Raw genomic sequence first — 18,647 nt, 5'->3', positions numbered from 1 at the left:
TGTCAACCGCGGGCGGTTGACAAGTACTCACAAGTTATTTCAGCTCGGCGAGGACGGTGCCCTGGGTGATGGCGGCGCCGGGTTCGACGGCGAGGCCGGTGACGGTGCCGGCCTTGTGGGCGTTGACGGGGTTTTCCATCTTCATGGCCTCGAGGACGGCGATGAGGTCGCCTTCGGCGACCTGTTGGCCTTCTTCGACGGCGACCTTGACGACGGTGCCCTGCATGGGGGCGGTGACGGCGTCACCGGAGGCGGCGCCGCCGTGGGCGCCGCCGCGGGTGCGGGCCTTGGGCTTCTTGCGGATCGCCCCGGCCGGGGCTGGGCCGGTGCCGAGGGTGAACTGGCCGGGCAGGGACACCTCGACGCGGCGGCCACCGACCTCGACGACGACGTTCTGCCGGGGCAGGGTTTCGTCCTCGTCGATCGGCTGGGTGCCGGTGAACGGTTCGATCTGGTTGTCCCATTCGGTTTCGATCCACTTGGTGTAGACGTCGAAGCCGGTGCCGTCGCCGATGAAGGCGGGGTCGGAGACGATGGCCCGGTGGAACGGGATGACGGTGGCCAGTCCCTCGACCTGGAATTCGGCGAGGGCGCGGCGGGCGCGGGCGAGGGCCTCGTCGCGGGTGGCGCCGGTGACGATCAGTTTGGCGAGCATGGAGTCGAACTGGCCGCCGATCACACTGCCGGTTTCGACGCCGGAGTCCATTCGCACGCCGGGGCCGGTGGGCGGGATGAACGTGGTGACCGGGCCGGGGGCGGGCAGGAAGCCGCGGCCGGCGTCCTCGCCGTTGATGCGGAATTCGAAGGAGTGCCCGCGGGGGGTGGGGTCCTCGGTGAGGTCGAGGTGTTCGCCGTTGGCGATCTTGAACTGCTGCAGGACCAGGTCGATGCCGGCGGTTTCCTCGGTGACGGGGTGTTCGACCTGCAGGCGGGTGTTGACCTCGAGGAAGGAGACGGTGTCGCCCTGGACGAGGTATTCGACGGTGCCGGCGCCGTAGTAGCCGGCCTCCTTGCAGATGGCCTTGGCGGAGGTGTGGATGCGGTGGCGTTGGTCGTCGGTGAGGAACGGGGCGGGGGCCTCCTCGACGAGTTTCTGGAAGCGGCGTTGCAGGGAGCAGTCGCGGGTGCCGGCGACGATGACGTTGCCGTGCTGGTCGGCGATGACCTGGGCTTCGACGTGGCGGGCCTTGTCCAGATACTGTTCGACGAAGCATTCGCCGCGGCCGAACGCGGCGACGGCCTCGCGGGTGGCGGAGTCGAACAGTTCGGGGATTTCCTCGATGGTGTGGGCGACCTTCATGCCGCGGCCGCCGCCGCCGAACGCGGCCTTGATGGCGACGGGGACCCCGTATTCCTTGGCGAAGGCGACGACCTCGTCGGCGTTCTTGACGGGGTCCTTGGTGCCGGCGGCCATCGGGGCCTTGGCTTTTTCGGCGATGTGGCGGGCGGTGACCTTGTCGCCGAGGTCGCGGATCGATTGCGGGGAGGGGCCGATCCAGATCAGGCCGGCGTCGATCACGGCCTGGGCGAAGTCGGCGTTCTCGGAGAGGAAGCCGTAGCCGGGGTGGATGGCGTCGGCGCCGGACTTGGCGGCGGCGTCCAAAATTTTGTCGAACACCAGGTAGGACTCGGCGGAGGTCTGTCCGCCGAGGGCGAAGGCTTCGTCGGCCAGGCGCACGAACGGGGCGTCGGCGTCGGGTTCGGCGTAGACGGCGACGCTGGCCAGGCCGGCATCGGCTGCGGCCCGGATCACCCGCACTGCAATCTCACCGCGGTTCGCGACGAGCACCTTGGAAATACGTGCACTACTCATCGAAATGTCTTCCCTTTTCTACAGTTTCAGTAGCCTGCGTTGACCAGGACGGCAGCGGCGGCTACTTGCCGACGCAGAATGAGGGCGGGAGTGCCCCACGAATCGTTATCGGACGCGGGCGCTTCCGCCGCGGAACCGGACGAGGCGATCGCAGCGAACACTGCGAGCACCGCGGCGATGTCCGTGTCGCTCGGGTTGCCCGTGAACGTCACGGCCGGCGCCGCCGGCGTCTCTTCGGCGAGGCCGGCGCCCAGCGCGATCTCGTCGAGCACCTCGTCGACAGACAACTCCGCGGTCACAGCGGGATGTTCCCATGCTTCTTGGGCGGGAGGGTGACCATTTTGCGTTCGAGCAGGCGCAGGGCGGCCACGATCTGTCCGCGGGTGTGGGACGGGGGGATGACGGCGTCGACGTAGCCGCGTTCGGCGGCGACGTACGGGTTGACGAGGGTGTCCTCGTATTCCTGTTGCAGTTGCAGGCGCAGCGCGTCGACGTCGTCGCCGTTGCGGGCGGCCTCGAGGAGGCGTTTGCGGTAGACGAACCCGACGGCGCCGGAGGCGCCCATGACGGCGATCTGGGCGGTGGGCCAGGCGAGGTTGACGTCGGCGCCCATGTGCTTGGAGCCCATCACGTCGTAGGCGCCGCCGTAGGCCTTGCGGGTGATGACGGTGATCTTCCCGACGGTGGCCTCGCCGTAGGCGTAGAGCAGTTTCGCGCCGCGGCGGATGATGCCGTTGTATTCCTGGTCGGTGCCGGGCAGGAAGCCGGGGACGTCGACGAGGGTGATGATGGGGACGTTGAACGCGTCGCAGGTGCGCACGAAGCGGGCGGCTTTTTCGGAGGCGTCGATGTCGAGGCAGCCGGCGAAGACGGTGGGCTGGTTCGCGACGATGCCGACGGAGCGGCCGTCGACGCGGCCGAAGCCGACGACGATGTTGCCGGCGCGTTCGGCCTGGACCTCGAGGAATTCGTCGTCGTCGAGGATGCGGCGGATGACCTCGTGCATGTCGTAGGGCTGGTTCGCCGAGTCCGGGATGAGGGTGTCGAGTTCGAGGTCCTCGGCGGTGAGGGAGTCTTCGATGGACCCGGTGATCGGGTCGGTGGGCAGCATCCGGGGGGCGGCGGCCTGGTTGTTGGACGGCAGGTAGGACAGCAGGTCCTTGACGTAGTCGAGGGCGTCCTGTTCGCCGGAGGCGACGTAGTGGGCGACGCCGGATTTGACCATGTGGGTGTGGGCGCCGCCCAAATCTTCCATGGTGACGTCTTCGCCGGTGACGGTCTTGATGACGTCGGGGCCGGTGACGAACATCTGGGAGGTCTGGTCGACCATGACGACGAAGTCGGTCAGGGCGGGGGAGTAGACGTGGCCGCCGGCGGCGGGGCCCATGATCAGCGAGATCTGCGGGATGACGCCGGAGGCCTGGACGTTGCGGTGGAAGATTTCGCCGTAGAGGCCGAGGGAGACGACGCCTTCCTGGATGCGGGCGCCGGCGCCTTCGTTGATGCCGATCAGGGGGCGGCCGGTCTTGAGGGCGAGGTCCATGACCTTGACGATTTTTTCGCCGTAGATTTCGCCGAGGGAGCCGCCGAAGACGGTGGCGTCCTGGGAGAAGACGCACACGTCGCGGCCGTCGACGGTGCCGTAGCCGGTGACGACGCCGTCGCCCACGGGGCGGTTGTCGGCGAGGCCGAAGTTCACCGAGCGGTGCCGGGCGAGGGCGTCGAGTTCGACGAAGCTGCCCTCGTCGAGCAGGGCGGTGATGCGTTCGCGGGCGGTGAGCTTGCCCTTGGCGTGGACCTTTTCGACCGCGGCTTCACCGCTCGGGTGCTGCGCCTCGGCCTGACGATTACGCAGGTCGGCGAGCTTTCCCGCCGTCGTGTGAATATCGGGCGTGACCGCCGAATCTGTGACTGTCATCTATGACTGCTCTTCCCGTCGAGGCTGTCGGAACCTGCGCTGCACCCTGTGGGGTACGTGGTTCGTGGGATTACCCACTCGGACGCCGCCACTTTAACGCATTACTTATCGATCGTTCACGTGCGCTGCGTCACTCCGGAGGAGAGGGTGTGATGCATCGTGCTGCTGCTACTGGTCCTCGGTGCGGCCGTGGCGGCGCTCGTAGTCCTCGCGCGTGCGATCGGCGCGGCGCTGCGCCTTCTCGCCCACGAGGTCCGGGTCGAGGCCGTGGCTGAGCAGACGATGGCGACGGTAGATGTTCATCAGCGCGACCGCAAAGTAGAGCAGCGGGAGCAGCAGGAGGGCCATCATCGCCAGCGGAATCCAGATAGGACCGGGGATGAGGAGGAACAACGCGAGCACCGCGGCGACGGGAAGCATGAAACGGAGGACGTACCGCACCGAGGCCCCCGGCCCGACGAGGTCGTTGCGGACCCAATCCTGCATCGAATCCGGCAGCGTGCGACCGCACAGATACCCGACGTACTGACTTGGGCTGGGACGCTGCGAATCGGACATGGGTCTCAGGATAGTGCTGACAAACGGAGCGAACTCGACGACGGTGCGTGGTCGAGTTCGCTCTGTTCCCGCTACTGCTGCTCGGCATTCGCGACGATGACGTCCCGGACGTACTGCGCCAAACCGGGGGCGACGTCGTCGTAATGCCGGCGAAAGCGGTCGTCGGCGAGGTACATCTCGGCGAGGTTCACCTGCATTGCGTGGTCGCAGTCGTAGAACCGTTCGATGCCGGCGCGGTGCTCCTCGGCGAGTGCGTTGGCGCGATCGGACCCGGGTTCGACGCCGTCGGCCATCGCCTGCGCGAGCGACGCCTCGAATGCGTCACCCTCGGCTTTGATTCGCTTCCAGTCCTCCTTGCTCATCTTCGCGGACCGCTGCTGAGACTGCTTCCACGCGTCGGTCTCGCCCCAGCGCTCTTCGGCCTCGGCGGCGTACTCCTCGCCCGGCCAGTTGTCGCCGAAAATTTCGTTCTGCTCCTCGGGGGTGAGCTGAATGCCCATGCTTCTCGCCTCCATCATCTTCTCCACGGCTGCAGCCATTTCGTGTAAGCGATCGATCCGTTCGCTGAGCAACGCGTGCTGTCGCCGTAGATGCGCGAGGGCATCGACGTCCGGGTCGTCGAGGAGGGCTGCGATCTCTTCGAGGGGGAAACCCAGTTCGCGGTACGTCAGCACGCGGTGCAGACGTTCCACGTCGGCATCCGAATAGCTGCGGTACCCACCGGGTGTGCGGTCGGACGGTGTCACCAGACCGATCTCGTCGTAGTGGTGCAGAGTGCGCACGCTCACTCCGACCAGCCTGGCGACCACGCCGACCGTGTGTTTCTCGCTCACGTCCTCTACCGTGCAGCCTGACGTCGCGTGAGGGTCAACTCAGGTGTAGAGATTCTCGAGTTCGTCGGAGAAATTGGTCATCACGACCTTGCGCTTGAGTTTCATGCTCGGTGTGATCTCGCCGTTCTCGACGGTGAGTTCCCGTTCGAGGAGACGGAACTTCTTGATCTGCTCCCACCGGTTCAGTCCGGCGTTGAGTTCCTCGACGTAACCGCCGATCAGGTTGCGCGTCTCCTGGGCGTTCGCGATCTCGGCGAAAGACTTGCCGCCCAGCCCGTGATTCTGTGCCCATTCGCCGATCGATTCGGCGTCGAGGGAGATCAGGGCGACGCAGTACGACTTCCCTTCACCGTCGACGATGAGTTCACCGACGTACGGGCAGATGCCCTTGAACGTGGCCGCCACGGCGGAGGGTGCGACGTATTTGCCGTTGGACGTCTTGAACATGTCCTTCTTGCGGTCGGTGATCCGCAGGTAGCCGTTGTCGTCCAGTTCGCCGATGTCGCCGGTGTGGAACCAGCCGTCGTCGGTGAGCGCTTCGGCTGTGGCTTCGGGGTTCTCGTGGTATCCACTCATGACGCCGGGACCCTTGATGAGGATCTCGCCGTCGTCGGCAATGCGGGTCTCGGTGCCCGGGATGGGCCAGCCGACGGTGCCGAACCGGTACGCCGCCGGGCGGTTGACGAACGACGCGGCACTGGTCTCGGACAGCCCGTACCCCTCGAGGACGACGATGCCGACGGCGTCGAACCATTGCGCGACATCACGATTGAGCGCTGCGGATCCGGAGATGAAGAACTTCAGGCGTCCGCCGAACCGTTCGCGAATCGTGCTGTACACCAGCCGATCCGCGACGGCGTGCTGAACCGAGTCGAGCAGCGACGGACTCTCGCCTGCCTGCTTGGCCTTCGACACCCGCAGCCCGACGCCGACGGCCCAGTCGAAGATCTTCTCCTTCGGGCCGCCCTCCTCGCGCACGGTGGAGACGATCCGCGCGTACGCCTTCTCGAAGATGCGGGGGGCCGCGCCCATGAACGTGGGTTTGACCACCGCGAGATTCTCGACGATCTTGTCGACGCGGCCGTCGACCGCCGTCGCGAAACCGATCTGCAGCGGCAGCGTGAGCAGGACCTTCCCGAACACGTGGGACAGCGGGAGCCAGAGGTATTGCAGGTCGTCGGCGTCGAGGATGCCGGTGGCGTCGATCGCGGCCGCCTCGTACGTCCACGCCGAGTGCGACAGCCGCACGCCCTTCGGTCTCCCGGTGGTGCCGGACGTGTAGATCAGGGTGGCGAGGTCGTCGGGGTCGATCGCCTCGATCCGGTCGTGCACGGCGTCGGGTGTCTCGGCGAGCAGTTCTTCGCCGAGGTCGTGAAGCTGGTCGAACGTGATCACCCAGTCGTCGTCGCCGGGGTCGCCGTCGATCAGGACGACCTTCTCCACGTCGCCGAGTTCGCCGCGGTTCTCGCGCAGCTTGGCCAGCTGCGCGTCGTCCTCGGCGAAGACGATGCGACTGCCGGAGTTGGCGACGATGTAGGCGACGTCACCGGCCGTGGTGGTGGGGTACACCGTGGTGGTGGCGGCGCCTGCGCACATGACGGCCAGGTCGGCGAGCACCCACTCGTAGCGGGTGGCGGATGCCAGCGCCACCCGCTGCTCGGCCTGCACGCCGAGGACGATGAGGCCGGCCGCGAGATTGCGCACCCGGTCGCCCGCCTCGGACCAGGTGACGCTGGACCATTGCTTCGGGTCCGCTGCGTCGACGTACCGGAACGCTTCGCGGTTGGGTGAGTGGGCCACCCGATCCACGAACAGTGCGGCTACCGACGGAGCCCGATTCTCGATCTTGGAGCGGTCAATGACCTCGTCCGACGCGCGCTGAGCTGCCATGTATCGATCTTAGGAACCGGGGCCGCTCGGGGGAGTGGTTTCGACGCAGGTCAACCGATCTCGGACGCCTCCTTGCGGGGTTTCGCGACGATGGCCAGAGACATGACCGCTGCGATCGCGCACAGTCCGCCCGCGACGTAGAACGCGGAGTCGTATCCGCCGAACTGGTCGCGCACCAATCCTGCGAGGAACGCCACGATGCCGGCGCCGATCTGGTGCGACGCCAGCACCCAGCCGAACACGATGGGTGCGTCGCTGCCGAAGTGCTTGCGGCACAGCGCAACCGTCGGGGGGACGGTCGCCACCCAGTCGAGACCGTAGAAGATGACGAACGCGATCATCGGCGGGTGCACGGTGTTCGCGAACAGGATCGGCAACAGCATCAGCGAGATCCCGCGCAGCAGGTAGTAGATGCCGAGGAGCTTGCGCGAATCGAACCGGTCGGTGAACCATCCCGACGCGATGGTGCCGATCACGTCGAAGATCCCGATCACCGCCAGCAGGCTCGCCGCCGCGGTCACCGGCATGCCGTGGTCGTGGGCGGCGGGGACGAAGTGGGTGCCGACGAGTCCGTTGGTGCTCGCCCCGCAGATGGCGAACGTGCCGGCCAGCAACCAGAACACCCGGGTCCGCGCCGCCGACAGCAGCACCGTCACGGCCCGGCCCGCGGCACCGCCGCGACCGGTCGGGGCGGGTGGTTCCGCGACGTAGTCGGGTCCGGCGCCGTACGGGACCGCCCCGACGTCCGACGGCCGGTTGCGCAGAAACACGAGCACCAGCGGCACGACGGCGAGGGCCGCGAACGACACCGTCAGCGCCACGGTCTGCCAGTTGTAGTGCTCGGCGACCATTGCGAGGATCGGCAGGAACACCAGCTGTCCGGCGGCGCTGCCCGCGGTGAGGATGCCGGTCACGAGGCCCCGGCGGGCGACGAACCAGCGGTCGACGACGGTGGCCACGAAGGCGAGCGCCATCGAGCCGGTGCCCAGCCCGACGAGCACGCCCCACAGCAGCACCAGTTGCCAGGTGGCGGTCATGAAGACGGTCAGTCCGCTGCCGGCGGACACCAGGACCAGCGCCGCGGTGACCACCCGCCGCATCCCGAAGCGTTCCATGAGCGCCGCCGCGAACGGCGAGGTCAGCCCGTACAGCACCAGGTTGATCGACACCGCGGAGGAGATGCTCGCCCGCGACCAGCCGAAGTCCTCGTGCAGGGGGTCGATCAGGATCGAGGGCGCCGCCCGGAAGCTGGCGGCGCCCACGAGGGCGAGGAACGCGACGGCGGCGACCAGCCAGGCGTAGTGGAGGCGCGGCGGGGCCGTCTGGGTGGGAGGTGCCGGGGGCGCGATGTCGGACGTCACGACGGTAAGTTTGCGGGACGGTCTCCGCTCGGAACAGTTGCCAGAATGACAACATGTGAAAGAATCTGGCCATGGTTGAACGTCATCGGGTGGTCGTGCTCGCCCTGGACGGTGTGATCCCGTTCGAACTCGGCATTCCGTCGCGGGTCTTCGGACGGGCGCACGACGCCGACGGGAACCCGCTGTACGAGGTGCAGACGTGCACAGCGGACGGACGGCCCGTGCGTTCGGACGCCGATTTCTCGGTGTCCGTCGATCACGGGCCCGAATTGCTGGCCGAGGCCGACACGGTCGTGATCCCGGCGTCCTACGAACTCGGACCGGCCTACGACGACGGGCATCTGCCCCCGAACCTCGAAGCGGCTCTCGTCTTCGTCCGGCCCGGCACGCGGTACGTCTCCATCTGCACCGGCTCCTACATCCTCGCCGCCGCGGGGCTGCTCGACGGACTGCGCGCCACCACCCATTGGCGCAACGCCGAACACTTCCAGCGGACGTATCCGCAGGTCCGGGTCGATCCCGACGTGCTGTTCGTCGACGAGGGGCACATCCTCACCTCGGCGGGCGTCGCCGCCGGACTGGACCTCTGCCTCCACATCGTGCGCCGCGACCACGGCTCCGACGTCGCCAATCAGGTGGCGCGCCGATGCGTCGTCCCACCGTGGCGCGACGGCGGGCAGGCGCAGTACATCGAGCGGCCGATCCCGGAGTCCGCGGCCGAGTCCACCGCGGCCACCCGGGACTGGGCGCTGGACCGGCTGGGTGAGTCCCTGACGCTGAGCCGGATGGCCGCGCACTCGAACATGAGCGTCCGCACGTTCACGCGGCGGTTCGGTGACGAGGTCGGCACCACCCCGAACCGCTGGCTGATCACTCACCGGGTCGACCGCGCGCGACAGCTCCTCGAGACCACCGACCTGTCCGTCGACGTCATCGCCCGCGAGGTCGGGTTCGGGACGGCGGTGTCGCTGCGTCAGCACATGGGCGCGGTGCTCGGCGTCCCCCCGTCGGCGTATCGCAGAACGTTTCGGGGCCAGTCGGTCACGACGAAGGCACCGGCGTAGATCCGGAGTCCTGCGCGGTGGCGGTGCGGGCCGGGCGGATGAGCAGTTCGAGTGCCGCCAGCGCGAGGAGGGCTATGAACACGATCCACAACACGACCAGTCCGGTGGGGTAGCGCCAGAACATCAGCAGCAGAGCTGCGACGCCGATAATGAGGCAGCGCAGTGGAACTCGGAGCTGGTTGGCCCACCGTTCCACCTCGTTCGGCGGTCGGCCGGCGCCGGACTTGCGGACGAAGTCCAGCGCCTGTCCGTATCCGCGACGCACGGCGGTGGCGGACGACGAGCCGCCGATGAGGAAGGCGCCGATCGCAATCACCAGACCGAGAACCGCGACCGCACGCAGACTCGTCCGCAACGGCACCAGGACGGTGTCGATGACCGCCGTCGCCGCGTCGGGAGACAGGATGTCGGGTGGGACGCTGTCGAGGTAGATGGCGCGTCCGACGAGAATCCCGATTGCGAGGACGAGCATTCCCAGGGCGATCGACAGGCCGGCGAGGGAGAGCGCGCGCAGCCGACGGCCGGTGGGGGCGACGGCGACCGCGGCGGCGGCGCAGGCGATTCCCAGCCACGGCAGGATCGCCGACGCCTTGTCGAGGGCATTGACGGCGCGCTGCGCCTTGACCAGTTCGGGGGACTGGAACAGCACGAATTGCTTGTCCACCGCGGGGATCTTGTCGGCGAACGCGAATCCACGCTCGGTCAGGGCGGCCTTCACCTTGTCGATGACGGTGCCCAGAGAAATGCTGACGGTGCCGCTCTGGTCGACCTCCACCGAGCTGAGACCGTAGTTCCCCGTCATCACCGCCACGAGCGCGTTGTGCGCCGAACGGTTCGCCTGGATCCAGAGATCTTCGAACTGCTGCGACTGCACGAGTGAGCTGACGGTGTCGTGGACGAAGTTCTTTGCCTGGCTGGTGATCACCGGTGCGAGGCCGATCACGGCCGCGTCCAGCCGGGGAGCGTTCGCTGCGAGATTCGAGACGTCGGTCAGTGCCTCGAGTGCGTCCTTGGTGAGCCCCTCGACGTCGACTCGGGTGAAGATCTCGTCGGTGATCTGGTTCGTGATATCCGCCTGGAGGGCCGGATTCGCTCCGAGGGGGGCGACCGTGCTCACGTAGCGGTCGGTGTCGAGGATCTGACTTCTCGTGAAGCGTGCGGTGACCGACGCGAGTGCGAGGACGGCGACCAGGACCAGCAGAATGGTGACGGCCGTCCAGCGCAATCCGTTCCGGGGTGGGCGGGCGACCGGTTCTGCCGGAACACCGGCGGCGGCGCCCGCGGCCTGTCCGCGCAGCGTCGCCACCTCGTCGCGCAACCGGAGGAGTTCGGTGCGTTCGTCCTTGTCGAGTGGGCCGGTGCTCGTGCCGTCTTCCATTGCGGATCAGATCACTTCGGGGTTCCAAGTGGCGACCGCCCAGATCACGACGGCGTTCAGTGCGATGATCGTGATCGACCACGCGGGGTAGTAGGGCAGCCACAGGAAGTTGACGAAGATCGACAGGGCGCACAGCACCATCGCGGCGACACGTGCCCAGGTGGCCCCGGTGAACAGTGCCGCACCGACGGCCGCAACGATCACGCCGAGCACGAGATGAATCCATCCCCAGGTGGTGACGTCGAATTGGTAGGTGTACTCGATGCCGACGACGATCACGTCGTCCTTGGCTATCGCGGAGATCCCCTGGAAGAACTCGAGCACGCCGACGGTGACGAGAAGAACCGCCCCGCCCATCGACGTTCCCTTTGCCACACCTTGCTTGACCAGCGATTCATCGGACATGACCGTTCCTCTTTCGTCACCGTACGAAATGAACTGGCGTAAGTAAGTATCCTCCGTCGGTTCCCCCTTTGTCTGGAAGATGCCCGGACGTACGCGTATTGACCTCGCTCTACGCGGCGACGGAAAATATTTGCAGGCCAAGGTATGTCCGGGAAGGGGATCGCGATGTCCGACGAGTCGTTGGTCAAGCAGGGGGTCGCGGCCGCGACGTCCATGGTGGCGGCGATAGTTTTGCTCACTATCGGAATTCTTCATGTGCTCTCGGGCATCTCGGCGCTCATGAAGGACGACCTCGTCGTCGCGGGCCCCGAGTACATCTACCAGTTCGACACGACGGCGTGGGGCTGGATTCACCTGGTGCTCGGTGTGATCGTTGCGGCCGTCGGTGTCATGTTGTTCACCGGGGCGACCTGGGCACGTGTCGGCGCCATGGTGATCTGTGCTCTGTCCCTCCTCGCCAATTTCCTGTGGCTGCCCCACTACCCGTGGTGGTCGGTCGTCATGATCGTGCTGGACGTGTTCGTGATCTGGGCTGTCGCGACCTGGAAGCCGGGCTACGAGGAGCGGCTCTAGGTCACGAACCCGTCGAGTACTTGACGTCAGGGCGCTGCCGAGTCACGGGCGATCCCGGGCTTCCGCCGCCAGCGAACCGACGCGGTCAGCACACGGATGCCCAACGAGATCAGGATCAGATTGCCGATGATCTGTGCCGACACCACCGCCCGCGCGGCCTCCGTGGTGGCCACGATGTCACCGAACCCGACCGTGGCGAACACCGTCAAGGTGAAATAGAGGGCGTCGAGTCGGGTCAGCGCTTCGTTGAAGTTGTCCGGCCCCGAGTACGAGAGCAGAAAGTACGTCGTCGAGTAGGCGACGAGGTAGACCCCCACGGTGACGGCCAACGCCTCTACTGCCTGCGCGACCGGGTACTCGGCATGCAGCACCCTGCGGATCTGCCAGACGTACACCGCGCAGACCACAGCGAGACCACCGAGCACCATGGACACGGTGCGCAGGTTGTCCACCGTAGTGAAGGGCAGTAGGAAATATGCGCTCACCAGTACCACCGTGGCGCCCACCGGGCGCAGTACCGCCGGCACCAGCACACGCACCCGCGCATGTCGGGAGAGACTTCGCACGCCGTCCTCGGCCACCGTCACCGCCCGTTTCTCGTCGTCGGCTGCGCTCGGATCCGTTCGGGGCCCCACGTCGAGACCGCCCAGATCACCACCTTCTCGGCGATTGGTTCGAACTGAAGTCGCCACCTTCCAGTTTCCGCCGATCGAGGAGCCGACCAGAGCACATTGGTGGTCTTCGTCCTCCGGAGCGCAATTACCTGTCGATCGGCAGGGTTTCAGCGCAACCGAGTTCACACGCCGAGTTCGTCACCCGGATGCAACTCCACCGCAACGACACCCGCCCGCTCGGCGTGGTGGACGAACTCGGCGCCAGGACCGAAGAACAGCCGGGGGCGCACGGCGTCGAGGCCGATCGGCCACAGTGTGCCGTAGTGGATCGGCACCGCCAGTCCCGCCTCCACCAGACGCGCGACGACCGCGGCCCGAGACGGGTCGAGGTGACCCTTGCCGAGTGTCGGACCCCAGCCCCCGACGGGTAGCAGCGCGAGGTCCACGGGGCCGACGTGGTCGGCGAGGTCCGGGTACAGGTCGGTGTCGCCGGCAAAATAGGTCCGCCGATCCCCCTCGACGACGTATCCGATCGCGGGCGCGAGCTCCGGGCCGCGCCGCCAGCGCCTGCCGTCGTGTCGGGCGGGCACGGCGCGCACCGTGACCTTGCCGATCCTTGTCTCGTCGCCGGGTCGCAGCAGCACCAGGCGGTCGGCGAACTGGCGCAGCGCGGGCAGGCCGTCGATCGCCCGCCACGGGGCCACGATCGGGACGTCCGGGTCGAGCAGCCGCAGCGACGGCAGGTGGGCATGGTCGGCGTGCAGGTGCGAGAGCAGTACGGCGTCCGGGTTACGCACGTGTGGCCCGATCGGCGCAGGCCCTCGGCGGCGGCGTAGGTGCGCGACGCGGTCGGTCAGCACCGGATCGGTCAGGACGACCGTCCCGCGGTCCACGATCAGCGCGCTGGCATGTCCGAGCCAGCGCACACCGGATGCGGCGGCATCCGACCACGGCGTTGCGCTCACACCCTTACGATTCCAGATGACGAAAGGCGGTGCGATGCGCACGGTGGGCGGCGTGGTGCGGGTGCTCGTCGAATTCTTCGTGCTGTGGGGGTCGTCGGCGCTCGCACTCATCGTGCTCGACCGCATCCTCGGCGGCATCACCCTGGACCGGTCGAGCTTCACTCCGATCCCGACACTCCCGGCCGCGCTGGTGCTCGCGTTGGTGTTCGGCGTGCTCAACGCCGCGCTGTGGCCGGTGATCATGCGGTTCATGGCGTGGATCGGCCCGGTGCTGCTGTTCGTCGGGGTGTTCCTCGCCGGCGGCGTGATGATGCTGGTGACGCTGTACCTGGTGCCGATCGCCTCGGTGGACCAGCTGAGCGATGCATTCGTCCTCGCGGCGCTGCTCTCGCTGTTCACCTCCGTGGTTTCGGGAGCGATCGCGTCCCGCTCCGATACCGCTTACCGACTGATGCAGGTGCGCCGACAGCGGTTCCGGTTGCGTCGCAACGCCGCGCTCGTGGACGCGTCCCCGGGGCTGTTGTGCATCCAGATCGATGGCCTCGGTTACGACGTGCTGCGTCGCGCGATAGCCGACGGCGTCACGCCCGGGCTGGCGAAGTTGGTGCGCCGGACCCATCGGCTGACGCCGTGGCACACCGACTGGAGCAGTCAGACGGGTGCGACCCAGCTGGGCGTGCTGCACGGTTCCAACCACAACGTGCCGGCGTTTCGCTGGTACGACAAGACGACCGAACACATTTCGGTGTTCAGCAACCCGGCCGACAACGAGCAGCGCGAACTCGAACGCACCGACATCCCCGGCCTGCTGGCGCACGACGGTGCGAGCCGCGGCAACCTGTTCACCGGCGGCGCGCACGACAACGTGCTCGTCGTCAGTCGCATGCGCGGTGCCCGCCTCGGCGGCGGCGCCGGTTACAGCGACTATTTCGCGGACCCGGCGAGTGCGCTGCGCACGTTCATCCGGATGGTCGCGGAACTGCAACGGGAACTACGCCAGTCGCTGCGGCAGAAGCGAAAGGACATCCAGCCGCGGGTCCCGCGGGGCGGGGTCTATCCGTTCGTGCGTGCGTTCGCGACCGTGCTCGCCACCGACGTCGCCGCCGCCGCGGTGGTCGGCGATCTGATCAAGGGGCGCAGCGTCGTCTACGTCGACCTGATCGGCTATGACGAGGTGTCGCACCATTCCGGCATTTCCCGGCCCGAGACGCTCGCGGTGCTGACCAAACTCGACGACGTCATCGAGATGCTGCTCGCCGTGGTGGTGCAGGCCGATCGGCCCTACCGCGTCGTCGTGCTGTCCGATCACGGGCAGAGTCAGGGTGCGACCTTCCTGCAACGCTACGGGGAAACTCTGGGGCAGTTGGTCATCCGGTTGGCCGCGCGGCGAGAACCGGCCGCGGTGAGGCGTCGCTGGTACGAGCGCGAATCCGACGTCTCCCGACAGTCCGGGGCGGAGGGGCGCGGCTACGCCGCGGCCAGTGTGCACTCGCCGGCGGCCGGCGAGGAGGCGCACCCCTCCGCAGGCGAGCCGATCGTGCTCGGCTCGGGCAACCTCGGTCTGATCTACTTCCCGCACCTGCCCGGACGCGCCGATGTCGATGCCATCGAGGCGGCCCATCCGGGCCTGCTCACCGGGTTGCGCGAGCATCCCGGGATCGGCTTCCTGCTCGTCGCCACGCCGGACGGGTCGGTGGTGCTCGGGCCCCGTGGCCAGGTCGATGTCACGACCGGCGAGGTCACCGGCGAGAACCCGCTCGCGGTGATGGGATCCGACGCGCTGGCCAAGGTGCGACGCACCGACACCTTCGACAACGTTGCCGACATCATGGTCGGTGGCACGTACTGGCCCGACACCGACGAGGTCGCGGCGTTCGAGGAGCAGGTCGGCTCACACGGCGGAATGGGCGGACCGCAGAGCACTCCGTTTCTCATCTACCCCACCGACCTGCCCGCACCGCCCGACCCGCTGCACGGGGCCGAGGCCGTCCACACGGTGCTCGTCGGCTGGCGGGACCTTTCGACGGGGCCGCGCGCACGCGACCTGTCGGGAACCGGCCCTTGACGGCTGGCGAAGACACGCAGCCCAAGACGTGCAATGTGCTGCGATCGCCTCCGGGCACGGCGGAAGATGGAAATACGACGGGACGTCGGGCCGTCGTGAGGAAGTACGCGCCGCCGTTGAGGGGGTAGTCACGTGAACAGATCAGGCATCCCCGATACCGACAACCGTGGCCGGCGCTGGTGGGCGCGTGTGGCGTTCGTGTTCGCCGTCGGTGCGGCCGCGGTGCCCGTGCTGTTCGCCGGGGTGCTGGGCACCGTGGCGCTGCTCATCGTGGGGACCGGTGGCGTCGTGGTCACCGTGGCGGCGTTGTATTGGTTCCTCACCCGGCGCGGAGTGCTCAGATGGATCTCCCTGGGCGTGGCGATCGTCGCGCCGATCGTCGTGCTGACGCTGTTCATCCGCGCGCACCTGCTGTGGGTGGTGCTGCTCTCGTACGCGCTCGCGCTGCTGGCCGTCGTCTGTGCGCGCGCTGCTTTGCGTCGCAGACGTGCGGAGACGACCATGCCCGAATATCCTGCCCCGCCACCGCAGCACCCGTTCCTGATCATGAATCCGCATTCCGGTGGCGGGAAGGTCGCAAAGTTCGACCTGAAGCGCAGGGCCGAAGAGCTGGGCGCCGAGGTCGTGCTGCTCGAAGGGCCGTCCACCATCGACGTCACCGCACTGTCCCAGCGGGCGGTCGCGCAGGGGGCCGATCTGCTGGGGGTGGCGGGCGGAGACGGGACCCAGGCGCTCGTCGCGGCGGTCGCGGCCGAACACCACCTGCCGTTCCTCGTGATCAGTGCCGGAACCCGCAACCACTTCGCGATGGATCTCGGACTCGACCGCACCGATCCGTCCCGATCGCTGGACGCGCTCAACGACGGTGTCGAGTTGCGCGTCGACCTCGGCACCATTAACGGTCGACCCTTCGTCAACAATGCGTCGTTCGGGGTCTACGCCGAAATCGTGCGCAGTCCCGCATACCGTGACGACAAGGCGGCAACTGTGCTGACGCTGCTCCCCGATCTGCTCACCGGGGACGCCGGGCCTCGATTGGTCGCGCGAATCGGTGAGACGGCCGTGGAGGGACCACAGGCGGTCCTGGTGAGCAACAATCCCTACGGCAACAGTGATCTGGCGGGACTGAGCCGCCGGGACCGTCTCGATCGCGGCGTCCTCGGCGCGGTCACCCTGTCGGTGGCGAACACCCGGCAAGCGGTCGGTCTGCTGCGTCGCACCAACGTTCACGGATTGACGCAGGAAACGGCGATCGAGGTGGTCGTGGACGCCGACACCCCGGAGATCCCGGTGGGAGTCGACGGCGAATCACTCCTGCTCCGTACTCCGGTGCGGTGCACCATCGAACCGGACGCCTTGCGGGTGCGGGTGCCCAGGACGAGGCCCGGGGTGCGTCCCGCAGCGCCCGCGTTCGACTGGGTTCGACTGTGGCGGGCGGCGTACGGCCCTCACCCTGCGTCCGGGTCGGCGTCCCGAGGCTGAACGTGTCGGTTCAGTCGTCGGTCGGATCGCCGATGTGGTCGGCCCGACCGTGGAATGCGCTGACGGCGGACTCGACGGTGGGATAGAAGTGTGTCGCGTCGAACCTGTCGCCGACCCCGAACCGGATGAGCCGGTCCTTGATCGGACCTTTCATCTCCGCGAATGCCAACCGGATCCCGTTGCCCTCCAGGTACCTGTCGAGGTCGACGAGTTCGTCGACGGCGGTGGTGTCGAGACCGGTGATCGGTTCGGCCGCGACGATCACCCACTCGACAGGGCTCGGCGCGGTCGCCACCACCGAGCGCACGTATTCGTCGAAGATCTCGCCGTTCGCGAAGAAGAGGGGAGCGTCGAACCGCACGAGCACCAGTCCGGGGATGCGCTGCCCGCTGGGGTGGCGTTCGACGTCGTGGAAGCCGGGGCGATCGGTCGTCCGGACGAGTTCGGTGCGGTACGGCTGCCAGGCCTGCGCGACCACTGCGACGAAGGACAGCCCGATCGCGACGAGGATTCCCTGCAGCACGCCCACCAGGGCAACCCCGAGAAACGCCGCGATGGCGAGACCGAATTCCACGGTGCTCATGCGCCACATCCGCACCATTCCACCCACGTCGACGAGCGCCGTGGCGGCGACGATCACCACGGCCCCGAGCGTCGCGTCGGGGAGATAGGTGGTGACGCCGGGAGCGACGAGAACGAAGACCAGGACGGCGAGCGCGCCGACGACACACGCCAATTGGGTGCGGGCGCCGCTTTGTTCGGCAACCGGGGTTCGTGACCCGCTGGCGGAGATGGGGAACCCGCCGAACAGTCCGCCGGCGATGTTGGCGACGCCGACCGCCTTCATCTCCGTACTGCCGTTCACGTCTTCGCCGTGCCGGGCGGCGAACGTGCGGGACAGTACACCCGTGTCGGCGAACGCGATCAGCGCGATACCGGCGGCGGGGCCGACGAGCTGCCCCACGTCGCCCCAGTCGACACCGCCGAACGACGGCAGCGGCAGGCCGGCGGGCAGGGCGCCGACCATCCCGATGTCGTCGGTGAGTCCGAGTGCGGCGGACAGGACGATCGCCCCGACCACGGCCACCAGAACACCGGGGATGCGGGGAATCCAGATGCGGAACGCCACGATGACCGCGAGGGAGCCGATGCCCACCGCGGCGGCGACGGGGTCGATCTCACCCTCGACGACCGCCTGTCCGATCCCGCCGATCTCGCCCAGAAGGCCGGAGGCGTCGACGGAGAACCCGAGCAGCTTGGGTAGTTGGCCGACCACGACGATGAGCGCGATCGCGTTCAGGTACCCGAGGCGGATGGGTTTCGACAGCAGTTCGGTCACGAAGCCGAGATGCAGGAATCCGCCGACGAGGAGGATGACGCCCATGAGGACGCCCAGGATGCCGGCGAGGGCGAGGGCGCTCTCCGGGTCATCGGCCACGGCGAGGGGCAGCACCGCGGCGGCGATGAGCGGCGCCAGCGACGAATCCGGGCCGAGCACGAGGATTTTCGACGGTCCCACCACCGCATACGCGAGGAGCGGGATGATCGTGGCGTAGAGGCCGGCGTAGGCGGGCAACCCGGCGGCCTCCGCATACCCCATCCCGGCAGGAATGAGCAGGGCGGTGAGGACGAGTCCGGCGGTGATGTCCGAACGCAGCCACTCCCGGCGATAGGCCCGGGCCGTGACGATCCCCGGTAACCGGCCGAGGCTTCCTGTCCAGGACATGG

General features: G+C 67.8%; 16 protein-coding genes. 4 read left to right on the top strand and 12 right to left on the bottom strand.

The features are described from left to right. Positions 1–34: 34 nt before the first annotated feature. From WKC72_RS03565 to WKC72_RS03535, 7 genes are all read right to left on the bottom strand, one after another. Positions 35–1,813: a biotin carboxylase N-terminal domain-containing protein gene (locus WKC72_RS03565; RefSeq protein ID WP_370181769.1), complete on the bottom strand. Its 1,779-nt coding sequence runs from the start codon at positions 1,811–1,813 to the stop codon at positions 35–37. Positions 1,814–1,839: 26 nt separating this feature from the next. Next, positions 1,840–2,112: an acyl-CoA carboxylase epsilon subunit gene (locus WKC72_RS03560; protein ID WP_268792175.1), complete on the bottom strand. Its 273-nt coding sequence runs from the start codon at positions 2,110–2,112 to the stop codon at positions 1,840–1,842. After that, positions 2,109–3,731 (bottom strand): acyl-CoA carboxylase subunit beta, encoded by a 1,623-nt coding sequence (locus tag WKC72_RS03555; protein ID WP_370181768.1) that lies wholly within the window; start codon positions 3,729–3,731, stop codon positions 2,109–2,111. Before WKC72_RS03555 ends, WKC72_RS03560 begins: the two co-directional genes overlap by 4 nt. A 168-nt stretch (positions 3,732–3,899) precedes the next feature. Then, positions 3,900–4,289, bottom strand: a complete 390-nt coding sequence (locus WKC72_RS03550; protein WP_370181767.1) for a DUF5313 family protein — start codon at positions 4,287–4,289, stop codon at positions 3,900–3,902. A 71-nt stretch (positions 4,290–4,360) separates the two neighbouring features. Next, positions 4,361–5,122 carry a MerR family transcriptional regulator gene (locus tag WKC72_RS03545; RefSeq protein WP_370181766.1) on the bottom strand — a complete coding sequence of 254 codons (762 nt, stop codon included), beginning with the start codon at positions 5,120–5,122 and terminating at the stop codon, positions 4,361–4,363. Between the two features lie 39 nt (positions 5,123–5,161). Continuing rightward, complete coding sequence (locus WKC72_RS03540) at positions 5,162–7,012, bottom strand: long-chain fatty acid--CoA ligase (protein WP_370181765.1); 1,851 nt, start codon at positions 7,010–7,012, stop codon at positions 5,162–5,164. Positions 7,013–7,062: 50 nt separating this feature from the next. Beyond that, a complete protein-coding gene (locus WKC72_RS03535) occupies positions 7,063–8,373 on the bottom strand; it encodes an MFS transporter (RefSeq protein ID WP_037238107.1) in 1,311 nt (436 codons plus the stop codon). Between the two features lie 71 nt (positions 8,374–8,444). On the opposite strand from WKC72_RS03535, the gene WKC72_RS03530 reads away from it, so the two are divergent. Next, entirely contained in the window at positions 8,445–9,437 is a 993-nt protein-coding gene (locus WKC72_RS03530) for a GlxA family transcriptional regulator (protein ID WP_370181764.1), read from the top strand. Here the strand turns inward: WKC72_RS03530 and WKC72_RS03525 are convergent. After that, positions 9,415–10,815 carry a hypothetical protein gene (locus tag WKC72_RS03525; protein ID WP_128640478.1) on the bottom strand — a complete coding sequence of 467 codons (1,401 nt, stop codon included), beginning with the start codon at positions 10,813–10,815 and terminating at the stop codon, positions 9,415–9,417. The genes WKC72_RS03530 and WKC72_RS03525 overlap by 23 nt on opposite strands. Before the next feature lie 6 nt (positions 10,816–10,821). After that, positions 10,822–11,220: a hypothetical protein gene (locus WKC72_RS03520; protein WP_037238113.1), complete on the bottom strand. Its 399-nt coding sequence runs from the start codon at positions 11,218–11,220 to the stop codon at positions 10,822–10,824. A 165-nt stretch (positions 11,221–11,385) separates the two neighbouring features. On the opposite strand from WKC72_RS03520, the gene WKC72_RS03515 reads away from it, so the two are divergent. Then, on the top strand, positions 11,386–11,793 hold the full coding sequence (locus WKC72_RS03515) for a hypothetical protein (RefSeq protein WP_009476819.1): 408 nt from the start codon (positions 11,386–11,388) through the stop codon (positions 11,791–11,793). 26 nt (positions 11,794–11,819) lie between these two features. Here WKC72_RS03515 and WKC72_RS03510 read toward each other — a convergent pair whose 3' ends face one another. Both WKC72_RS03510 and WKC72_RS03505 read right to left on the bottom strand, forming a co-directional pair. Next, entirely contained in the window at positions 11,820–12,380 is a 561-nt protein-coding gene (locus WKC72_RS03510; RefSeq protein ID WP_370184246.1) for a potassium channel family protein, read from the bottom strand. Between the two features lie 209 nt (positions 12,381–12,589). Next, complete coding sequence (locus WKC72_RS03505) at positions 12,590–13,372, bottom strand: MBL fold metallo-hydrolase (protein ID WP_370181763.1); 783 nt, start codon at positions 13,370–13,372, stop codon at positions 12,590–12,592. Between the two features lie 34 nt (positions 13,373–13,406). On the opposite strand from WKC72_RS03505, the gene WKC72_RS03500 reads away from it, so the two are divergent. Together WKC72_RS03500 and WKC72_RS03495 are read left to right on the top strand one after the other, a co-directional pair. After that, the gene (locus tag WKC72_RS03500; RefSeq protein ID WP_370184245.1) at positions 13,407–15,437 is read left to right on the top strand and encodes an alkaline phosphatase family protein; all 2,031 of its coding nucleotides are present in this window, start codon (positions 13,407–13,409) and stop codon (positions 15,435–15,437) included. A 132-nt stretch (positions 15,438–15,569) separates the two neighbouring features. Beyond that, positions 15,570–16,919 carry a diacylglycerol kinase family protein gene (locus tag WKC72_RS03495; RefSeq protein ID WP_268792168.1) on the top strand — a complete coding sequence of 450 codons (1,350 nt, stop codon included), beginning with the start codon at positions 15,570–15,572 and terminating at the stop codon, positions 16,917–16,919. 10 nt (positions 16,920–16,929) lie between these two features. Here the strand turns inward: WKC72_RS03495 and WKC72_RS03490 are convergent, their stop codons facing one another. After that, positions 16,930–18,645, bottom strand: coding sequence for a SulP family inorganic anion transporter (locus WKC72_RS03490; protein WP_370181762.1), 1,716 nt, complete (start codon positions 18,643–18,645; stop codon positions 16,930–16,932). Between the last annotated feature and the right edge of the window lie 2 nt (positions 18,646–18,647).

The organism is Rhodococcus wratislaviensis, assembly GCF_041228765.1.
Lineage (GTDB): Bacteria > Actinomycetota > Actinomycetes > Mycobacteriales > Mycobacteriaceae > Rhodococcus_F > Rhodococcus_F wratislaviensis.
Note: the sequence above shows the minus strand (reverse complement) of the source record. Positions and strands in the feature narration are given on the sequence as shown.